This is a genomic window from Pedobacter jejuensis, assembly GCF_003725795.1.
In the GTDB taxonomy this organism is placed as follows: domain Bacteria; phylum Bacteroidota; class Bacteroidia; order Sphingobacteriales; family Sphingobacteriaceae; genus Pedobacter; species Pedobacter jejuensis.
This window is the reverse complement of the sequence record NZ_RBEE01000001.1, coordinates 42,295-61,118: the sequence shown is the minus strand read 5'-3', so window position 1 is coordinate 61,118 and position 18,824 is coordinate 42,295. Positions and strand designations below refer to the sequence as shown.

17 protein-coding genes are annotated in these 18,824 nt (G+C 35.3%); 5 read left to right on the top strand and 12 right to left on the bottom strand.

Translation table 11 applies throughout. The features are described 5' to 3' along the window. Positions 1–124 precede the first annotated feature (124 nt). The 7 genes from D7004_RS00280 to D7004_RS00250 all read right to left on the bottom strand — a co-directional run bounded on the left by D7004_RS00280 (position 125) and on the right by D7004_RS00250 (position 9,319). Entirely contained in the window at positions 125–700 is a 576-nt protein-coding gene (locus tag D7004_RS00280) for a hypothetical protein (RefSeq protein ID WP_123203870.1), read from the bottom strand. 2 nt (positions 701–702) lie between these two features. After that, complete coding sequence (locus D7004_RS00275) at positions 703–1,992, bottom strand: outer membrane protein transport protein (protein ID WP_244214205.1); 1,290 nt, start codon at positions 1,990–1,992, stop codon at positions 703–705. 1 nt (position 1,993) lies between these two features. Then, positions 1,994–2,731, bottom strand: coding sequence for a type III pantothenate kinase (locus D7004_RS00270; protein ID WP_123203868.1), 738 nt, complete (start codon positions 2,729–2,731; stop codon positions 1,994–1,996). Positions 2,732–2,856: 125 nt separating this feature from the next. Beyond that, positions 2,857–3,699: a DUF6427 family protein gene (locus D7004_RS20895; RefSeq protein ID WP_244214212.1), complete on the bottom strand. Its 843-nt coding sequence runs from the start codon at positions 3,697–3,699 to the stop codon at positions 2,857–2,859. An 895-nt stretch (positions 3,700–4,594) separates the two neighbouring features. After that, complete coding sequence (locus tag D7004_RS00260; protein ID WP_123203866.1) at positions 4,595–5,584, bottom strand: glycosyltransferase family protein; 990 nt, start codon at positions 5,582–5,584, stop codon at positions 4,595–4,597. Between the two features lie 23 nt (positions 5,585–5,607). Next, entirely contained in the window at positions 5,608–6,462 is an 855-nt protein-coding gene (locus D7004_RS00255) for a UDP-2,3-diacylglucosamine diphosphatase (protein ID WP_123203865.1), read from the bottom strand. Between the two features lie 361 nt (positions 6,463–6,823). Further along, a complete protein-coding gene (locus D7004_RS00250; protein WP_123203864.1) occupies positions 6,824–9,319 on the bottom strand; it encodes a YfhO family protein in 2,496 nt (831 codons plus the stop codon). A 197-nt stretch (positions 9,320–9,516) separates the two neighbouring features. Between D7004_RS00250 and D7004_RS00245 the strand changes: the two genes are divergently transcribed. After that, positions 9,517–10,026: a GbsR/MarR family transcriptional regulator gene (locus D7004_RS00245; protein WP_123203863.1), complete on the top strand. Its 510-nt coding sequence runs from the start codon at positions 9,517–9,519 to the stop codon at positions 10,024–10,026. A 262-nt stretch (positions 10,027–10,288) separates the two neighbouring features. Here D7004_RS00245 and D7004_RS00240 read toward each other — a convergent pair whose 3' ends face one another. The 5 genes from D7004_RS00240 to D7004_RS00220 form a co-directional block, all read right to left on the bottom strand. Continuing rightward, positions 10,289–10,549: a DUF4834 family protein gene (locus tag D7004_RS00240; protein ID WP_123203862.1), complete on the bottom strand. Its 261-nt coding sequence runs from the start codon at positions 10,547–10,549 to the stop codon at positions 10,289–10,291. Between the two features lie 87 nt (positions 10,550–10,636). Further along, entirely contained in the window at positions 10,637–10,834 is a 198-nt protein-coding gene (locus D7004_RS00235) for a YwbE family protein (RefSeq protein WP_123203861.1), read from the bottom strand. A gap of 19 nt (positions 10,835–10,853) precedes the next feature. Continuing rightward, the gene (uvrB, locus tag D7004_RS00230; RefSeq protein WP_123203860.1) at positions 10,854–12,896 is read right to left on the bottom strand and encodes an excinuclease ABC subunit UvrB; all 2,043 of its coding nucleotides are present in this window, start codon (positions 12,894–12,896) and stop codon (positions 10,854–10,856) included. A 255-nt stretch (positions 12,897–13,151) separates the two neighbouring features. Continuing rightward, the gene (locus D7004_RS00225; protein ID WP_123203859.1) at positions 13,152–15,524 is read right to left on the bottom strand and encodes a M1 family metallopeptidase; all 2,373 of its coding nucleotides are present in this window, start codon (positions 15,522–15,524) and stop codon (positions 13,152–13,154) included. 11 nt (positions 15,525–15,535) lie between these two features. Further along, the gene (locus tag D7004_RS00220; RefSeq protein ID WP_208646768.1) at positions 15,536–16,120 is read right to left on the bottom strand and encodes a HupE/UreJ family protein; all 585 of its coding nucleotides are present in this window, start codon (positions 16,118–16,120) and stop codon (positions 15,536–15,538) included. A 90-nt stretch (positions 16,121–16,210) separates the two neighbouring features. Here D7004_RS00220 and D7004_RS00215 point away from each other — a divergent pair, with 90 nt between their 5' ends. The 4 genes from D7004_RS00215 (at position 16,211) to D7004_RS00200 (ending at position 18,810) form a co-directional block, all read left to right on the top strand. Continuing rightward, entirely contained in the window at positions 16,211–16,723 is a 513-nt protein-coding gene (locus tag D7004_RS00215; protein WP_123203858.1) for a DUF6702 family protein, read from the top strand. A gap of 83 nt (positions 16,724–16,806) precedes the next feature. Then, positions 16,807–17,451 carry a uracil phosphoribosyltransferase gene (gene upp, locus D7004_RS00210; RefSeq protein WP_123203857.1) on the top strand — a complete coding sequence of 215 codons (645 nt, stop codon included), beginning with the start codon at positions 16,807–16,809 and terminating at the stop codon, positions 17,449–17,451. A gap of 120 nt (positions 17,452–17,571) precedes the next feature. Continuing rightward, positions 17,572–18,270: a YjjG family noncanonical pyrimidine nucleotidase gene (locus D7004_RS00205; RefSeq protein ID WP_123203856.1), complete on the top strand. Its 699-nt coding sequence runs from the start codon at positions 17,572–17,574 to the stop codon at positions 18,268–18,270. A 21-nt stretch (positions 18,271–18,291) separates the two neighbouring features. After that, positions 18,292–18,810 carry a DinB family protein gene (locus tag D7004_RS00200; RefSeq protein WP_123203855.1) on the top strand — a complete coding sequence of 173 codons (519 nt, stop codon included), beginning with the start codon at positions 18,292–18,294 and terminating at the stop codon, positions 18,808–18,810. Positions 18,811–18,824: the final 14 nt, after the last annotated feature.

Below are 18,824 nucleotides of genomic sequence, written 5' to 3'. Positions count from 1 at the left end.
TTATATTATTTAGTTTTTTTTAAAGAGGGCGCAAGATACAAATTTGCCTCAAAAAAGAAAACACAAAATTTTATTTATCAACTGTTTAATTTTTAAGCAAATAGATAAGAAAAATTTTGGTTTTTCATGGCGCAATTTCGTCCTTTAATACGGCTTGCCCACTTGCTGTATTAATTTTATAGGTACTGAAATCTTGTGGTGCTTCAAAATCTACACCTTCTATGATATTACCATCCGTTGTTTGTACAGTAACTTTTTGTGTAGAATAGAAAAGTTTTTTTGCTTCATCCCAAATCAACTCTTCAGATGAAAAAGTATCGCCTTTGGCGTTCTTTACAATAACATTTTTTCTAAAGAAGGTTTTCTGCTCCTGGTCTCTTCTAATGGCATAATCGCAAATCAATGTTCCATCAATTAACCCAGGTTGGTTAACATTAAAGAAATCAATCTTAACCCCATTAATCATTTCCTGATACGTACTGCCGTTATCAGCCGTAACTTTATCCATAATTGGCGCATTACCCTTGGCTTTAACTCTTGCCGAATCGCTATAGATAATTTCTACGCCCAGCGTTCTATCTTTGTTTAAAGCTATTTTTTGATTGCTTACCGCATTTGCTTTTTTTAAGTCGTCATCTCCACAGGAAACCATAAATAATGATAACCCTAAAATCAAACAATAAAAAAATGCGTTGCGCATAATTAATCTACTCTATACCTACGGAACCACGTATCGTTCAATGTAAAGCCTAAGTGGAAGTTGATGAATTTCTCTTTTACTAAATTGTTGGTTGTTGTACCACGCTGACCAACTTCTGTAGTAAAGTTTATTTTATAAAATGATAGGCCATTGGCTGATGGAAGTGGGAAACCAAACCCTAAGGATGCACCCATCTGTTTAATATCCTGATTGCCAATTCTGATGTAAGTCTTATCGTAATTTACACCTAAACGGTAATCCACACGTTTAAAATAGCTGTTATATGAAGTAATATCGGGTGTAAACTGACCACCTAATGATGCGCCATAGCTGTTTTGTAAACCTTGATTAATATTGTTGATGCTAACATTAGACCATTTACTCATTCTAACATCAGCTCCAATTAACCATTTATCGGTTTGTTGTATGGCAATACCAAAGTTGTGCGATAAAGGTAATGTTAAATTAGATTTTGCACTTATTACCGAGCTCAAAGTATCCAATGCCGTGTTTTCATTACCGTTTTGATCTCTGGTATAAACCGTTGCAAAGTACGATTGACTTGAATTAACTTTACCTGAACTGCTACCCGAATAACCTAAAGTAACTAGGGTTTTAGGTGCGATGTTAAAGTTATACTGAATACCGTAGGAGTAATTTAAGCCCCCAACGCTATTTTTATTCTGCAGTTTAGAGTTCAATGCGCCTGCCTCTACATATTCGGTTGCACGAGTGGTAAGTAAGTTACCAAATATGTATTCAACATTTGCGCCAATGCTTAAGTGATCGCCGAAACGATAACCGTAACCCATGTAAGCTTTGGATAAACCACCCTCACCTTCATAAAGCTGATCGACCGACATGGTATCTATTTTAGTTGAGTTTTTATAACTATAACCCAAATCAGAATAAGGCAATACACCAAAACTCAATGCAGAGCGGCGACTAACCGGAACTGCAAATGCAATATGACTAAAGGTAGAATTGAAACTTGTTTCGCTTAAATCGTTGCGGGTTAGGTTTGTTAAACCGGCACTCATGCCAATATCTATAGTGGTTAACGTTACGCCAGAATAAGATGCAGGGTTTTGCATATTGATATAATTAAACCCATTAACTTTGTTTACCGCGGTAGAAATACCGCCCATTGCTCTTAACTGAGGCAGCAATGAGCCCTTAATGTTTCCAAGACCGTATCTGGAATATGGAGATGAAGTGGTAACCTGTGCCTGAGCACCCAAACCACACACTAAAACGAATATGGCGGCAATATAATTTATTCTTTTGTACATTCTAATCTGCAATAGCTTCATTTAAACCCTTTAATACCAAGTAAGGATCTTTTATTATTTGAGGCGCAAAGATGCTGTTTTGTAATTGCTTAAACAAAAAATTGGCATCACCGCCTGTTATAATAACCTTTAAGGCACTTTCTTTTATATTATTTAGAGCGATAAACCCTTCAATTTCATTTATTATACCCTGCAAAACCCCATTTTGTATAGCCGAATTGGTATCAATACCTTCAGGAATTTCATTTTCAGGATTCCAATTTACCAATGGTAAGCGACCTGTGAATTCATGTACAGCTTTAAACCTCATGGCTATTCCCGGACTAATGCTTCCTCCAAAGTATTCGCCTTTTGTGTTGAGCAAATCATAGGTGATACATGTTCCTGCATCAATAACTAAACTGGCACTTGCCGGAAATATTGCATTTGCACCCAATATTGCGGCCCATCGGTCTAATCCCAAGGTTGATGGCGTTTTGTATTTATTTTTTACCCCGTTTTTTGCAAACGTTGCCGTAAAACGATGGTAAGTTGTTTTGCTATTCAGTAGCGTTTCTAACAAGCCAATTTCCTCATCAACCGAGCTTATTACTGAATTTTTGATATCAAATTTTTCAATAAGCGATATTAAATCATCACTTGTAATCTTTTCTAAGCGATTAAAATGAATGAGTTCTTTGTTTTCGAAGACAGCGATTTTTGTTGATGTATTACCAATATCAATTGTTAAATTATTCATTTACATTAATAAAAACCGATTTACACATCTTCAAAATCTATTCTGAAAAGTTCTAAAACTTAACAAGCATGCCACAAAGCTATTAATCTTTAACAAGTTTCTTTACATCATTTTGTTAAAAAAGGTTAAACAAACAAAAAGTATTGAACAGAAATTATGAAGAGCAGGAACAAGGTTTCATAAAACCAACGCTTTTTCGCATTACTAAAATAATATGCCAACAAAACTGCTCCTGGCGGAACACACAATAAAAAATGCCAGGTTCTAAAATCAGGTTTTAAATAAAAACTTACAGCCGCGATAATGAACATGAAAAATAACATTTGAAATCCTTTCCTGGTACTGATAAAACTCCGAAAAAAGTTTTCGCGAAGCTGTAGCGATGCCAAAATGATAATTAATGCAACAGGTATCAAAACCAAATAATCGTTATAATTAATCTTAAATACGGATGGGAATTTGTTCCCCAATGGTTTCCATATTTGATAGAATGAACTTAAATTATCTTTCCAGTAGTAGAAAACAGCTAGGAAAAAAAATACAGTTAAAAATCCAATTAAACCTGCAATCCATTCACGCCAGTTGAAGGATCGAAATAACATCAAGGATAAGAAAATCATTATCAACATGGCCATAAAAGGAAAGTAAATCAAGGTTCCTATGGCAATGATCATCCCGATATCGAATACTGTTGTTATAGAATTTAAGCTTTTATTTAGTTTCAAAAACTTATCTATTAGCCAAATTAAGAGAAAATTACATAGCAAAGCCGGACTTAAAACCATAAATGGTAGAAATAAACTTGCACCAGTAATAAACATTAAAGCTGGCAAAAAACTTGGTTTAGATAAAAGGTTATGGTTATTAATTATCCTATTGAATATAAGTGCTTGGCTAAAAACCAGAACACTAGCAAAAAAAATATTGGTTGATGGAGAAAAGGCTTTATCTAAATCGATATTTATCATTAACCTGGCAAAAGGCTCTAGAAAGTCGAAATTTAACTGGGCCGGCATCTCATAAAAAATAACGATACGCATGAAAAACGTGTACGCCAGTAATAAAAGAAGGTTAATCGGATTTAATTTTCTGAACTGATTAATCATGCCATGCTAAAGAATAGGCAAAGTAAACATTTTATTTTGACTAAAAATATAGCAAGGTCTCAGGATAACTTATGATTATGATGTAAAGGACATCTAATCTGTGAGGACACAAACCGAGAAACGAAGGAAAAATCTGTGTATTTAGCGTATTCTGCGGGAAATTTTACTCCGTTAAAAACAACCTTGGTCTTTGTTAATCTAAGTTCGATTATTAATAAGATGCTTTTTTAGTTTACGTCACCCTGAATTTATTTCAGGGTCTTGTTTGCAGGCAAGAAGCCCAACTGTGGTCTGTGTCCTCACAGACCACTAGTACAAATAAATCTGTATAGCTATAAGTAACAGAAAAGGCAATAGATAAATTTCATTCTGTGGCGACACAAACCGAGGCAATGGGACCTAGGAACGAAAGAAAAATCCGCGTATTTAGCGTATTCTGCGGGAAATTTAAATCCGTTAAAAACAACCTTAGTCTTTGTTAACCCAACCGTGGTCTGTGTCCTCACAGACCACTAGTACAAATAAATCTATGTAACTATAAGTAACAGAGAAGGCAATTGATAGATTTCGTTCTGTGAGGACACAGACCGAGGGAAGGGAATTTATTTCAGGATCTTTTTTGAAGCCAAGAAGCTAAAATAAATTCAGCATGACATGTCGCACAAGCAATACGGAGACAAAACAGCAAATATTAAGTTTAAGAATCGAACTCAAGTTAAAAAGACACAAGAGTGGATGAAGCGACAAATAACATCACTTAAACCCTTGCGTATTTTTTTACCATATCATCTATGATTTTAGCCGTTTCATCAGGAAAATTAAAGGTATGCTCTTGAGGTTTTGCTACCCAGTCTTTTACAATCGGCAACCAATTTTTGGTGCTTCCCCAAATTACTGGCAGTCCAAATTTCTTTAATGCAAAGGCGTTACACTGTTGCTCAAACTGAAACCGCATTGGCGCCACCAAAAGCTTCTTACCTAAGTATAGTGCTTCCGCGGGGCCTTCAAAGCCACCTCCTGTAAACAAACCTTCACAGGTTGCAAGGCTTTTATTAAACTTTTCATTGTTAACAGGCTCAACAAAGACATTTTTTTCCTGGTAACTATCTTTACTATGCTTGGAGAAAACCTGCCAGTTTACATTGGGTATCTGAGTAAGTAACTTTACCAATCTTTTATCATCGACTGCGGGTAGATAAACCGTATAATGTCCAAGGTTTTTACTTTCCAATGCCCTTATTTCTGACCGGATAACTGGAGTATAAATAAAATCGTCGTACCTATCGAAATGGAAACCGATGTGATATTTGGTAGGTGCATAGTGACTAAGAATCACCTTACCCCAATCAATAGTACGTGGGCGAGGAACTTTTTTTGACTTAAATGCTGCCTGATGGCTTAAGGAAACGCAATCTACACCTTGCAGTTTGCAAGCCCAGGCACTTACCGGTTCAAAATCATTTACAATAAGATTGTAGTCTTTAAGGTTAAGCTGCATCATATCTTTCCTAAAGCGAAAAAGATTCATGCTCAGCCAGGTTTTAAAATGATCTACACCACCTTTTTTACCAAAAATAAAGCTAAAACCATGCAACTGGTACTTTACCGGCTGACTTAATTTTACATCGGCTTGCGTTCCACTAACTAAAATATCGAGTTCGCCGTATTTCTGCAGTAAGGGAATGATTTCTCTTGCCCTGCTAATGTGCCCATTTCCTGTGCCTTGTATTGCGTAAAGTATTTTCATTGTTATCTGCCGAATATCTTAAATTATCGGGCAATTTCATACTTTATATTTTGCAAAAGCAAATTTATATCCAACTTACTCTTTAAATCTTCTGCATCAGATAGTATTCCTTCATCTATTTCATCTTTCACAAAATCACGATGATCATATTTAAAAATATTCCAACCCTGCTCATTATATTCTAAAGCGGTTAAACTTTCTACCCAATCACCACTATTTAAATAGGTTACTTTTCCAGTATCTGTGGCTATTTCTCTTTTCTCTGCCTGATGGATATGCCCACAAATCACATATTCGTAGCCCTTTTCTATAGCTAGTTCGGCTGCAACCTGTTCGAAACTATTGATAAACTTAACTGCATCTTTAAAACGAGCCTTTATTTTTTTTGAGAAACTCATTTTTTCTCTGCCAAACGCATTAAGCACCCAATTAACAAAACTATTTATCAAAATTAAAGTATCGTAACCCACGGCGCCCATTTTGGCCAGCCATTTAGAATGTTGCATGGTAACATCAAAAACATCACCATGAAAAAACCAAGCCTTCTTACCATCAATTTCCATAATGAGTTTATTGCCCAAATGAAATGAACCCATTTCCATACCATCAAACTTCCTCAACATTTCATCGTGATTGCCAGTTAAATAATGTACCTCTACACCTTCTGAAACAAACTTCATCAACTTACGGATAACTTTCATGTGCGATTCTGGCCAATAGCTCTTGCTAAATTGCCAGATATCAATAATATCGCCATTTAAAATAAGTGTTTTAGGCTTAATCGTTTTTAAATATTTTAAAAGTTCTTTCGCATGGCAACCATAGGTGCCCAAATGTACATCGGATATCACGACTACTTCGACATTTCTTTTATCCATAAATAAGAATTTTAGGGGGAGGAAATTTTATTACCGCTTTAAAAAAGCAGTTTGAATGTAAGAAAGCTATTTTACCATTCCTCTTCCTCATCGAGTTTTACCTCAAAAGGGCTAAAGAAATAAAGTACAACGACTAAAAGACAAATCGCAAAGAATGATTCTAACATTACATCTGATTTTATATACAAATGTAAGTTACTGAATATCAAACAAATGTTATCATATTGTTAAATTTAATCATTTGATTGATAAGTATTTTGAAATGACATGAAATAAAAATACCCCCAAACTGTATTGCTTGAGGGTATTAATATTAAGCCATTAAATTATAATGGCATTTAAGCCTAAAAATATTTAATATTTATGCTTTAAGCGTTTTCTTTTTTTTGTTTTCTGTGTAGAAGCCAAATCCTAAACCAAGCACTAATAAAATTGAACCTGCCAATGATATTTTCTCGCCAGTATAATAAGAAGTTGGGTGAAAAATGAATTCAAGTTTATGATTACCAGCCTCCAATTGAGCGGCACGTAATACATAATCGGCCCTAAAATAAGGTTTTTCAACGCCATCGATATACATTTTCCAGCCTTTGTTGTAGTAAATTTCTGAAAATACTGCAATTACATCTTTTGCTGTAGAGTATTCGTAAGTCAGGTGATCGGGATTGTAGTTTGTCAATTTGATGAAACCTTCTTCTCCTGTGCCTAAAATTTTGCTGTTCATTAAGACTTTATAACTTTCATCAACAATAGCTTCTTTTTTTGCATCGAAACTGCTGATAGCTTTCATCTCTTCATCAGAATTTTTTACATATTGAACACTACCAACAAACCAGGCATTACCCGCGGCAGTTGGGTTACGCTGCATTTTATACGAGCCTGTTTTTTGATCTTGGCTGATGATGTATTTAGTATTCAACATATCCAATACATCTTGGTTGATGCTTTTTGTGAATTGATTTTGAATCAACTCATCGTAACGTTTTAGTTTAGCTGCGTGGTAACCACCAACAGTTTTATGAAATGTGGATGTACTCGCATCCTGAAATGTTGAAATCGACAAATCAAAAACCCTGAAATTGGGATCTTTATCTGCCGCTATAAACGTATCTACATCACGAGGCTGAAAATAATTCTCTAAAGTAGATTTAGTTTCAAAGTTTTTATTGTTTAAGTATCGTCTGTCAACCTGCCACATATCTACTAAAATTGCAAGACTTAATAAGCCGAATGCAAATTGCATATTCATTTTCTTTGTAATGAATGCCCATACAATTCCAAAGCCTATCAGCACGAAGAAGAAAGAACGAAAGGCATCAGCACGAGCGATAGAGATTCTATCCTCCACTAAACCATTTGCAATTTTTTGTGCAATTGATGCATTATTCTGTAAATATTGGGTTAAAGCCTGTACAATTTCTGCATGATTAGATGTTTTGAAACTAAAAAACAATGTTGGTATTAAAGCAACTATCAATGCAAAACCACCAACTATGCCAGCTGACCAGGTTAACTTTTTAACCAATTCTTTTTGGTCGATATTTCCTTCCTGCGCTTCTTTAACGGCTAACAATGCCAATACAGGAACAAGCAATCCAATTACAGCAAGGATTGATTCTACTGCTCTAAATTTATTGTATAATGGAAAGTAATCGAAAAATAAATCGCTAACCAACGGGAAGTTTTTACCTAACGATAATAAAATAAATAATATTGTTGTGGCTAAAATCCACCATTTCAATCGACTACGAACGATAAATAAACCAAAAACAAATAGAAAGCAAATTACAGCACCGAAATAATATCCTCCAGAAGTACTAGGTTTTTCACCCCAATATTCCTGCATATTTAATTGCTGACCTAAAGATTGAATGGCTTGTATAGTTTGTCCCTGGTCTCCATCAGTAATTTCAGCAACAGCCTTGTACATATTGCTTTCTGGCTTAACCAATTCATCAATACTTGTTTTGCCGCCATATAAACTTGGAATTAAAAAACTAAATGTTTCTCCAACGCCCTGGCTCCATCCATAAGCATATTCTTTAGACATGCCAGCACCTTTTTCTGCATTTGCAGAGTTTAGATTAGATTTTCCACGATTGGTCTCTTTAGCATATTCGGAGGTTGTCCACAATAAACTTGCATTTACCATTACAGATAGCAAAACAGCCACAGCCAAAAAGCCAATTGCTTTACCCAAAGCAGGGAGGGTTTTAGCTTTATATGATTGATAAACTTCGATTCCTACAAAAATTAATATTGCTAAAAATAAATAATAGGTCATTTGGATGTGGTTGGATCTAATTTCCAACGCTAAAAACAATGCAGTTAAGCTTGCACCGTACCAGTATTTACCTCTTAATGTTAATATTATTCCGGCAATGATGGGTGCAAAAAAACCTATAGCCAATGCCTTGTTGCTATGCCCAGTGGCAATTAACACAAAATTATATGACGTAAAAGCAAATGCGATGGCACCTGCCGCAGCCAGCCATGGGTTAACTTTTAAAACTATAAAAAGAAAATAGGCACCTAATAGAAGCAACATAACCGTACCAACAGGGTTTGGTAATGCCTTAGTAATTAATGCGATACCATAAGTTGCTCCGTTATATGCGTATTGTACCCAAATTTGATAGGAAGGCATTCCGCCAAACATTTGATTGGTCCAAAGTGGGCCTTTGCCATCCTTCGCCTTGTAATCCATTATTTCCTTTTGCATGGCTTTTGATTGGATAACATCGCTTTGTGCGGGCGCTTTACCCTGCAAAACAGGACTGAAGTAGGCAAAACAAATGACTACAAAAATTGCAATAATGGCTAAATGGGTGCCATTGTTTTTAAACCAGTTATTCATTAAGGTTTGTTTAAGTTTAAACGAACGTCAAAAATAAAAATTTAAAGGGTATATTAAAGGAATAAATTGAATGCCTTCACATTAAAAAATTATAAACCTGCAAATAGCGATTTAAATATTCCAAAAATGAATGCTTATTATGGATGAATTAACTTTCAATAATTTTTGAAAGTATAAAAATCAACTTACATTTGTATATGGAATTAGCTGAAGCAAAATTGAAATTTATTGAGGCTTGGGGAAAATTAGGCTCGGAATGGGGAATTAACAGAACCATGGCGCAGGTTCATGCCTTGCTGTTAATTTCTCCTGAAGCAATTACTACCGAAGATATTATGGAGCAGTTAAGTATTTCGAGAGGAAATACAAATATGACCGTTCGAGACTTGATTGGTTGGGGTTTGGTTGAAAAACAACATAAAGCAGGCGAACGGAAAGAATATTTTTTCGCAGATAAAGATGTTTGGAATATTGCTCGCCAAGTTGCTAAAGAACGTAAGAAGCGAGAATTAGAACCAGTTCTAAAAATATTATCAGAATTAACCTCTGTAACTGGCGATGATAAAGATCCTGAATTTAAAACCTTTCAGAAATCGATAGGAGACATTAATAGATTAGCTAAAAACATCGATAAAACCATGGAAGCTATGATGAAGGCAGAAGAAAATTGGTTTTTAAGCTCGATACTAAAAGTTTTTAAAGGTTAAAGTTTTCTGACATAAAATAACGAATAAGTTCAATCAAATTAATTTTACCTAATAACCTGCGTTCGATTATTAATTTTCCTTCGCAGTATTAATAAGCTGTTTTTTTAGTTTACGTCACCCTGAATTTATTTCAGGGTCTTTTTTTGAAGGAAAGATGCTGAAATAAATTCATCATGACGTGTCGTACAAGCAATAAGGCAATAAAATTGAAAACGTATTAAGGTTAAGAATCTTAGGTTAACAAAAAAAGTCTTGATTTTCATCAAGACTTTGGTTCTTTAACTTCTTCGTAATCTACAAAATCACCAAGTTTATCTGTTTTACCTTGGTCAGGTTTGGGTGGCATGTAATCAATAGAAATTGCACCCTCTGGTTTTCTTTTTGGTTGTTGTGGTTGCCCAGTTGCTTGCTGTTGCATTTTGCTAGCAAGATTGCTGAACAGCATTGGCAAAATCAATCGGATTAACATTCTGATAATCCAAAGCACTAATATTGCTATAAAAATGAACTTAACTAATCCCATCCTAAATTTAATCTTCTACAAATATAGACGTAGCTATAAATATTTTGTTACTTTTTAAACCTTTAATTGCATTTTGATTACAATTTGTTAATCTTCAACAATTTCGCAAACTCTTCCAACTTGTCCATCGTCAAGCCTTACTTTTATCCCTCTGGAGTGAAATGAAGATGAAGTTAATAAATCCTTAACAATACCATAGGTAACATTTCCGCTTCGCTGATCCTTTTTTAAGATAATTCCAACCTCTAAACCAGGGTAAATATCATTTCTATTTTGTCCGTCCATATTAAATTAAAATCCAGAATTATTTCCCAAACTTTTCGCTAAACATTTTTTCCAAAGCAAACATTTCATCACGCAGTTTTGCAGCTTGTAAGAAATCCATATCCTTTGCCGCCTTTTGCATTTCTTTTTTGGTGTTATCAATTGCTTTTTGCAACTCACCTTTACCCATGTATTGCACAATAGGATCTGCAGCAATGCTAATTTCTGCATTTTCAATATATGCTCTGGCTTTGTTGTCGCTTGCTTTCTGAGAGAAATCTAATACAGATGTTTGTTCTAATATTGCCTCACGAGATTTTCCAACGGTCATTGGGATAATACCATGCTCTAAATTATAGGCAATTTGAATATCTCTTCGTCGGTTGGTTTCAGAAATTGTTTTTTCCATGCTATCCGTAACTCCATCTGCGTACATAATTACCCTGCCCTTATCATTTCTTGCAGCACGTCCAATGGTTTGAATTAAAGATTTTTCTGACCGCAGGAAGCCTTCTTTATCTGCATCTAAAATAGCAACCAAGGTTACTTCAGGTAAATCTAAACCTTCCCGTAGTAGGTTAATACCGATTAACACATCAAATTCGCCTAAACGCAATCCGCGAAGAATTTCTACTCTTTCTAAAGTTTTAATTTCAGAGTGGATGTATCGGGTCTTGATGTTCAACCTATCCATATATTTCGTTAACTCTTCGGCCATGCGTTTGGTTAAAGTAGTTACCAAAATACGACCACCTTGTTTAATCGTAATGTCGATTTCGTCTAGCAAATCATCAACCTGATTAATTGCAGGTCTGATTTCAATTACCGGATCCAATAAACCAGTCGGGCGAATGACTTGCTCTACCACTACCCCTTCAGATTTTTCTAATTCATACTCTGCAGGTGTTGCGCTTACGTATATGGTTTGGGGTGCTAGTGCCTCAAATTCCGTAAAATTTAGTGGGCGGTTATCTAATGCGGCCGGTAAACGGAAACCATATTCAACTAATGATAATTTACGCGATCTATCGCCACCGTACATTGCCCTGATTTGGGGAACGGTAACGTGACTTTCATCAATAACCATTAGATAATCATCAGGAAAATAATCTAATAAACAGAAAGGCCGCATACCCGGACTACGACCATCGAAGAAACGGGAATAATTTTCTATACCTGAACAATATCCCAACTCTTTCATCATTTCGATATCGAAGTTTGTCCGCTCTTCCAATCGTTTCGCTTCTAGCAAATGTCTATCTCCAATAAGTTGGTTTTTACGAATTTCCAATTCTTCCTGAATGCCCCAAATGGATTGATTAAATCTATCTTTAGGTGTAACGAATAGATTTGCAGGATATATCGCCATATCTTCCAGCTTTTCAATGGTTTTACCGGAAACCGGGTCGATGGCAGAAAGTTCTTCGATATCATCTCCGAAAAAAGAAACCCTGTAAGCATGATCTAAATATGCAGGATAAATATCAACTGTATCACCTTTAACCCTAAAAGTTCCGCGTTTAAATTCGGTAGTTGTGCGGGCGTACATAATCTCTACAAGGCTGTGCAAAAATGAATTTCTGGAAATGCGTAAACCTACACCAAAACGAAATACCATTCGTGAAAAATCTTCTGGATTTCCCATACCATAAATACAGGAGATGGATGAAACCACAATCACATCTCTCCTACCACTCATTAATGCAGAGGTTGTGCGCAAACGCAGTTTTTCTATTTCCTCATTGATGCTTAGATCCTTTTCAATGTATGTATTGCTAGATGCGATAAAAGCTTCAGGCTGATAATAATCGTAATATGAAACAAAATAATTTACCGAGTTTTCTGGAAAGAAGTTTTTAAACTCACCATAAAGTTGAGCTGCTAATGTTTTATTATGACTTAAAATTAAAGTTGGCTTTTGAGTTTGCTCTATAACATTAGCAATTGTAAAAGTCTTTCCAGAACCAGTTACACCTAATAATGTTTGATAATTTTCGTTAGCATTTACACCATCTACCAGTTGTTTTATGGCTCCGGGCTGGTCTCCGGTTGGTTGATATGCGGATGTGATTTTGAATTTCATTGGTGTATCAAATATACGGTTTTAGCCGTAAAGACTAAACAGGCAAAAGTCAGGAAAGTTCATTACGATTTTGGTTTTAATTGATTGACAACGGTCAATAAAGGTGGCAAGATGAATCGCAGCAAGTTAGCTTTGATAACTTTTAAAAAGTTGTCAAAGCTGTTGTCTATCAATCGACGAAATCCGCGAAGCCAAAAAGCAAAGCCTCGCTGAGTTTCAACGAAGCTTTGCCATATAAATAAACAATAAAATCTGTTATTTACCCGCAGCCTTTTGCATTGGGTTTACACCAACAGATTGGCCGCGAACTGAAGATGCTGCTTTAGCTTTGAAAACCTTAAACTTACTTTCTTTTGCCTTACCGCCCCATGTATTATTTGAGGTATCGATATCAGCTGTTTCTCTTAACGGGTCAATCAAAATAGATTCTACTTCTTTATCCTTTACATAAAATTTTGAAGTTTTTAATTCATTATGTCTCCATACTTGTGCAGGAATTCTATCGATGTCTTTTGAGCCATCTTTGTAGATAAATTCAACAATAATTGGCATTACCAATCCTCCCTTATTGCTGAAATTTAATTCATAGAAAAACTTATTTTCATACTTCTGCTGGTCGGCTGCTGGTACAACATCCAAAGGAAAAGAACCAACAGTTTTTACGGCAGTCGTAGTATCTACAGATACCAAACCTCTATCATATTTATAATAGAAATCTTGTGCTGCAGGGGTTTTATCGGCATAGAAACTAATCTTTTTATCCTCACGGTTTCTGATTTTAGAAATATCCTGAAAAGCATTTACAGCTGGCTTATCTACCTTAATCATTCTAGATCTAGCTTCAGGGATTGTAGTTGGGAAATCTGCTTTCGCAAACTTCACTGTATCTAAAGCGATATCGCATGGCTCAGTTCCGTAAAACCAACCTCTCCAAAACCAATCTAAATCTTCACCGCTTGCGTCTTCCATCGTACGAAACAAATCGGCTGGTTGTGGATGTTTAAAAGCCCATCTTCTAGAATATTCTTTAAATGCATAATCGAAAAGTTCACGTCCCATAATGGTTTCACGAAGAATATTTAAACCTGTTGCAGGTTTCGAATACGCATTCGGACCAAAGCGAGCGATGTTTTCAGAGTTAGTCATAATTGGCTCCAACTCATCTTTGGGTAACTTCATGTAATCAACAATGGTATAAGCGGGGCCTTTTTTACTTGGAAAGGTATTATCCCAAAGCTCTTCGGTTAAATATTCAACGAAAGAATTTAAGCCTTCATCCATCCATGTCCACTGGCGTTCATCACTATTTACAATCATAGGGAAAAAGTTATGCCCAACTTCATGAATAATTACGCCAAGCATACCATTTTTAGTGCTTTCGCTGTAAGTTCCATCAGCATCGGCACGACCGTAATTGAAACAAATCATTGGATATTCCATTCCATTTGCAGCTTCTATACTTTGCGCAGCAGGGTATGGATAAGGAATTGTGTAATCAGAATAGGTTTTGATGGTATGCGCTACTGCACGAGTAGAAAATTTGCTGTATAAATTATAAGCTTCTTTTCCGTAGAAACTCATGCACATTACGGTATTATTATTCGCGGCAATTTTTTGAGGCATTGCATCCCAAATAAATTTACGAGAGGCTGTCCATGCAAAATCGCGAACATTATTTGCCTGGAAAACCCAGGTTTTAGTGCCAGTAGCTTTTTTACCTTCAGCGGTTTTAGCTTCAGCAAGCGTTTGTATTTCTACCGGTGCATTGGCAGTTTTTGCAGCATTGTATCTACTCAATTGTGCAGGATTTAATACCGCACTGTAGTTAATGCATTCTCCTGTCGAGCCCACCAAATGGTCGGCAGGCACCGTCATTTGTACTTTGAAATCGCCAAAAGTTAATGCGAACTCGCCTCTGCCAGTAAATTGGTGATTTTGCCAACCTTGAAAATCGCTGTAAACACATAAACGAGGATACCATTGCGCCATGGTAAACAAATAGTTTCCATCTGCAGGGAAAAATTCGTAACCACCACGACCACCAACAGACATTCTATCGGTAATTTTATAATTCCAATCGATATTAAAAACATACTTCTGCCCGGTTCGTAAAGCTACAGGCAAATCAATTCTCATCATCGTTTTATTAACCGTATAACTCAGTTTTTTACCAGTTGCATCGGTTAATTTTAAAACGTTTATACCAAAACCATTATTTGCGGTAGAACTTAAATTATCAATGCTTTGCGTTGTACCAACTGCAGGCATTTTTGTTGCATCCTGATAATTTGCACTTTTATCGGTACTATGCTCATTTTCATCAAGTTGTAGCCAAATATAAGTTAAAGGATCGGGCGAATTATTGGTGTAGGTTACGGTTTCGCTACCCGTTAACAAAAGGTTCTTTTCATCAAGCGTACACTTAATGTTGTAGTCTGCCCGCTGTTGCCAGTATTTTACACCTGGTGCGCCACTTGCTGTGCGCTGTCCATTTGGTGTAGGCAAAATGGTTCCTAACTGCTCAAATTTATTGCCATGGTTGCTTCCAGGGTTGTTTTGAATGTTTTGAGCCATTGCTAAGCTACCGGCAAAAGCCATTAAACCTGTTAATGTAAATAGTTTATTCATGTTATATTCTATTAAAAAGGGATTCTCTCTAAAGCCATTTTTAAAGCCAGGCTAAATACGGCTGCAGAAATAAATAATACCCAACTTGGGCGTTTAATTTCACTATAATTTAGAACTATAAATGTAGCAGCTAAAATTATAATAACTACAAAAATTTGTCCTGCTTCTAAACCGACATTAAAACCAAAAAGTCCCCAGCCAATATTTTGATCTTTGGCTAGCATTATTCTGATTGAGTTTGCGAAACCCATACCATGTATCAAACCGAAAATTAATGCCAAATAGTAATTTATTTTAATTGATTTTAAAGAAAAATCTTTAATAAACAAATTACTAAGAGCGGTAAATACGATTGTGCAAGGTATTAAAAACTCTACCCATTTGCTCTCAAAACGTATAACATCGGTAACGCTTAAAAATAAAGTTAACGAATGCCCAATTGTAAAAGCAGTTACCAAAATTAAAACTTGCTTTAAATTATGATAGCTATAAATGGCTACTAAAGCCAAAATGAACAATTGGTGATCTAAAGCATCGGCACTTATGATGTGTTCCCAACCTAATTTAAAATAAAAGATAAAATCTTGCAACGGCATTATAATAAATTAGCTTTGTGAGCGAAGCTTTAGTATTTTTGATTGCATAAAATTAAAGTTTTAATTATAAAAAAGGCAAAATCAATATAAATGCATTTCTTAAATACCAAATTTGTTACCTTATTTTTAGTTTTTGCACTTATTAGCAGTACAAAAAGATTGAAGCATCCACTACATGTAAGTACAACAGAAGTAAACGTTAATGCCAAAGATAAAACCCTAGAAATTAGTACCCGAGTGTTTAGTGATGATTTTGAATCCGTTTTGGCCAAAATATACAAGCAAAAAACGGATCTTTCCAAACCTGAGCTTAAAACGCAAATGGATAATTTAATTAAGAAATACTTGTTATCGCATTTACAGATTAAGACCAACGGCAAAGTTGTAGCGCTAAATTATATTGGCTTTGAGCAAGATCATGAAGCCACAAATATTTATTTAGAAGCAGAAAAAATTAATGCTCCTAAATCTATCGATGTAAGCAGTACGATTTTATACGACATGTTTGATGATCAAATGAGCATTGTTCATGTAGTAAATGGTGGTGTAAGAAAAAGCACAAAAATTTTATATCCTGATAAAACTTTTACAGCAAGTTTTTAATTACTTATTGTTAGAATGAAAGTAAACACACATAGCTGAAGAATTTTCAGAGGATGGTTAAATATGCAGACTAAATAATTATGATGACATTCGATTTAAGCAAGACTAAATCTATCGCCAATACTTTTATTGCCGAATTGCGTGATGAAACTATCCAAAAAGATTCTATGCGTTTTCGCAAAAACATGGAGCGACTGGGTGAGTTTTTTGCTTTTGAAATCAGTAAATCCCTCAAATTTATCAACAAAGAAGTAACAACTCCATTAGGAATTTCACAATGTGATATTTTGGAAACACAACCCGTATTGGCTACAATTTTACGTGCCGGTTTACCGCTACAGCAAGGCTTGCTAAACATTTTTGATAAGGCTGAGTGCTGCTTTATTTCTGCATATAGGAAGGTAAAAAAGAATGGCGATTTTATCATTCAAATGGATTACATCTCAACACCTGATTTAGATGGTAGAGTGCTTATAATGGCCGACCCAATGCTTGCCACCGGGCAAAGTATGGTAATGTGTTGTAAAGAATTGATGAATCGATATAATGTTGCAGAATTACATATTGTAGCAGCCATTGCCAGTGTAGAAGGTATTGCTCATGTTAAAGCCAACCTGCCAAAAGCTAAACTGTGGCTTGGTGCAATTGATGAGGAAATGACCAGCAAGGCTTACATTGTTCCTGGTTTGGGTGACGCAGGTGATTTAGCTTACGGTGAGAAAATTTAACGAAGGTTATTTTAACAGGATTTGCGGAATTTTAGAAAGACCAGGATTTATTCATCATAATTTAATATCCAACCCAAACATTTCAAAGTTTTTACAGTTCAATGTTTTAACAATTTAACAATTTTGAAAAACAAAAAACACATTTTCTTCGATTTAGACCATACCATTTGGGATTTTGACCGTAATGCAGAAGAAACTTTAAATGAGCTGTATCAGATTTATAATCTTCACGAATTGGGATTAAAATCTTGCGAAGAATTTATAAGCACCTATACCGAAAATAACCACCAGCTATGGGCGGATTATCATTTGGGAAAAATTACCAAAGATTTTTTAAGAGCAGAAAGGTTCAATAAAACTTTTCTTCAGTTAGGCGTTCAGCCAGATGCCGTTCCTAATCAGTTTGAAGATGATTATGTAAGCATTTCGCCAACTAAAACAAATTTGTTTGATGGAGCAGAAAACGTATTGACTTACTTAAAAGAGAAATATACACTTCACATCATATCCAATGGGTTTAAAGAAACTACGTTAACCAAAATGAATCTTTCTGGATTAAACCCTTATTTCAAAAATGTTATCATATCAGAAGATGTTGGTGCTAACAAACCTAATCCGGTTATTTTCGAACACGCTTTAAATAAAGCCAAAGCGGTTAAGGAAGAAAGTATAATGATTGGTGATAGTTTAGAAGCTGATGTTTATGGTGCGCTGAACTTTGGCATGGAAGCCATTTTTTTTAATCCAACCAAAAAAGAAAAACCTGCAGATGTTAACAAAGAAATTATTCATTTAAAGGAGTTACTATCTTTATTCTAAGCTTATCTGCTACCTTTATGTATGAATTCGAGCAAAGTTAAAATTTCATTTCACCATATTATTGATGCGTACAAGGCAAAACTTTCTTCGTACTCTGATGATGTTTTTCAAATAACGCCACCTATAAACGGCTGGAGTTATAGCGAAGTTTATGCTCATATCTTCGATGCAAGTTTACTTTCACTTTTAGCGCTAGAAAATGCTGCACAAGGAAAAGGAGAAAATCAACCAACACATTTTGCCGTAAAACTGATACTGTTTTTTGGTTCTTTCCCTCCGGCAAAAAAATACAAAGCACCAAAAAGATTGGCCGAAAGGGTAAAAAAAATAAGCAAAGCTGAAGCATTAGATTTTATTTTAGAATTCGAAAAAGCATTGGAATTAACCTATCCATTAATTGCGACAGCAAATTTGCATTCGAAGACAAAGCACCCAAGGTTAGGGTATTTAAATGCAAAACAATGGTTTCGATTTACTGAAATCCATTTAAAACATCATCTAAAGCAATTGATTCGCATAGAAAAAAGCTTCGGCTTGTAATTTCAAGAAATAAA

Excerpts from the sequence above, each read along its gene's own strand:
- D7004_RS00280 (WP_123203870.1), bottom strand. The coding sequence starts at position 700 with ATGCGCAACGCATTTTTTTATTGTTTGATTTTAGGGTTATCATTATTT.
- D7004_RS00275 (WP_244214205.1), bottom strand. The coding sequence starts at position 1,992 with ATGTACAAAAGAATAAATTATATTGCCGCCATATTCGTTTTAGTGTGT.
- D7004_RS00270 (WP_123203868.1), bottom strand. The coding sequence starts at position 2,731 with ATGAATAATTTAACAATTGATATTGGTAATACATCAACAAAAATCGCT.
- D7004_RS20895 (WP_244214212.1), bottom strand. The coding sequence starts at position 3,699 with ATGATAAATATCGATTTAGATAAAGCCTTTTCTCCATCAACCAATATT.
- D7004_RS00260 (WP_123203866.1), bottom strand. The coding sequence starts at position 5,584 with ATGAAAATACTTTACGCAATACAAGGCACAGGAAATGGGCACATTAGC.
- D7004_RS00255 (WP_123203865.1), bottom strand. The coding sequence starts at position 6,462 with ATGGATAAAAGAAATGTCGAAGTAGTCGTGATATCCGATGTACATTTG.
- D7004_RS00250 (WP_123203864.1), bottom strand. The coding sequence starts at position 9,319 with ATGAATAACTGGTTTAAAAACAATGGCACCCATTTAGCCATTATTGCA.
- D7004_RS00245 (WP_123203863.1), top strand. The coding sequence starts at position 9,517 with ATGGAATTAGCTGAAGCAAAATTGAAATTTATTGAGGCTTGGGGAAAA.
- D7004_RS00240 (WP_123203862.1), bottom strand. The coding sequence starts at position 10,549 with ATGGGATTAGTTAAGTTCATTTTTATAGCAATATTAGTGCTTTGGATT.
- D7004_RS00235 (WP_123203861.1), bottom strand. The coding sequence starts at position 10,834 with ATGGACGGACAAAATAGAAATGATATTTACCCTGGTTTAGAGGTTGGA.
- uvrB (WP_123203860.1), bottom strand. The coding sequence starts at position 12,896 with ATGAAATTCAAAATCACATCCGCATATCAACCAACCGGAGACCAGCCC.
- D7004_RS00225 (WP_123203859.1), bottom strand. The coding sequence starts at position 15,524 with ATGAATAAACTATTTACATTAACAGGTTTAATGGCTTTTGCCGGTAGC.
- D7004_RS00220 (WP_208646768.1), bottom strand. The coding sequence starts at position 16,120 with ATGCCGTTGCAAGATTTTATCTTTTATTTTAAATTAGGTTGGGAACAC.
- D7004_RS00215 (WP_123203858.1), top strand. The coding sequence starts at position 16,211 with ATGCATTTCTTAAATACCAAATTTGTTACCTTATTTTTAGTTTTTGCA.
- upp (WP_123203857.1), top strand. The coding sequence starts at position 16,807 with ATGACATTCGATTTAAGCAAGACTAAATCTATCGCCAATACTTTTATT.
- D7004_RS00200 (WP_123203855.1), top strand. The coding sequence starts at position 18,292 with ATGAATTCGAGCAAAGTTAAAATTTCATTTCACCATATTATTGATGCG.